At 51.9% G+C, this 1,302-nt stretch carries 1 protein-coding gene; it reads left to right on the top strand.

Annotated features, from left to right (window positions below):
- Positions 1-245: 245 nt before the first annotated feature.
- Complete coding sequence (locus tag G3569_RS18185; protein WP_165271508.1) at positions 246-1,268, top strand: IS110 family RNA-guided transposase; 1,023 nt, start codon at positions 246-248, stop codon at positions 1,266-1,268.
- The last annotated feature ends 34 nt before the right edge of the window (positions 1,269-1,302 follow it).

The raw sequence follows: 1,302 nt of genomic DNA, 5'->3' as shown, positions 1-1,302 counted from the left end.
CTGAAACAAGTTCTTTTAGACTTCGGTAGGAATATTTTGTTGGTTAAAACCAACAAAAAGCTACCGGCCTTTGGCAGGCAATATTAACGCGCAAGTCAGGGATAAAAACCCATATGCTGAATTCCTCCTGCCAAGGCAGGTAGTTATCTGAACCCAAATAGTATGCAACACAGAGTGTTGTAAAAGAACCGGGAAGATAACTACATCGGTAGCCATCAATCACTAATAACATAGGGGAAGTTGTTATGAAAATCACACTATTCTGTCGTTTTATCGTAGGCATCGATATCTCAAAGCAATGGCTGGACCTGTACCTATTGGATTGCAAGACTAGAAATGGGACCCCATACCGCGTTCCCAATACGAAGGAAGGCTTCTGCCAGTTGGGCCGGTGGCTGGAAACCCAGCAGGCAAGCAAAGCCCGTACCAGGCTTATTAGCGAGCATACCGGTCGGTATGGGGAACATCTGCTGCGATGGACCACCCAACACGGGTGGTCGCATGCGGTGGTGAAGACCACGGCTCTGAAGAAAGTCAGCGGGGAACATCATCGCAAGACTGATAAATTTGATGCCCGACAGCTGGCAGAATACGGGGACCGTTTTAGCGACCGGCTGCCCCAGACCGAAGCTCCTAAACCCGCCGTAGGACAACTCAAGCGGCTTCAGGCCGAGCGACGGGGGATGGTTGACCAGCGCGCGAGTCTGAAACAAAAGCTCACCGAAGCCGATCTCCATGATGCCGACATGGGTCGGCTTACCGACATGTGGCGCCAGCAAGTGAAGCTACTCAGCGAACATATCACGGAACTTGAAGAGCGCATCCGCCGGCTGATCGATACCGACCCCGCCCTCAGCCAGCGCCACCAAACCTTGCGGACGGCCCCGGGTATGGGCCCCGTGCTGATTTCCTTGTGGCTGAGCCTGTTTGCCGGGACCTCGGAGCTGAATCCACGGAAAGTATCCTCGCGGTTCGGCTTTGCCCCGCACCCATACCAATCCGGCAGTTCGGTTCGGGGGAGCATGCATAGCAGCGGGTTTGGCAATGCCGAAGTGCGACGGGTTCTCCATCAGGCCGCCCTGAGTGTCAAGACTCACTGCCCGCACTATCGGGACTATTACAACAGAAAAAAAGCCGAGGGCAAACCGCATCTGTTGGTCATCAACAACATCATAAACAAATTAATCCGACTGTACTGCGCCATGTGGAACAGGCGGGAACAATATGATCCGAATTACATACAGAAAAAATTCAAACAATCTGCGTAAAAAGCTTGAAAAAGTCATAGTATTCAGCATGACA

Source organism: Fodinibius halophilus, assembly GCF_011059105.1.
In the GTDB taxonomy this organism is placed as follows: domain Bacteria; phylum Bacteroidota; class Rhodothermia; order Balneolales; family Balneolaceae; genus Fodinibius; species Fodinibius halophilus.
The sequence above is the reverse complement of the archived record's forward strand: the minus strand, read 5'-3'. Positions and strand labels throughout refer to the sequence as shown.

What these genes read in the sequence shown, in the direction of transcription:
- G3569_RS18185 (WP_165271508.1), top strand. Translation starts at nt 246, where the DNA reads ATGAAAATCACACTATTCTGTCGTTTTATCGTAGGCATCGATATCTCA.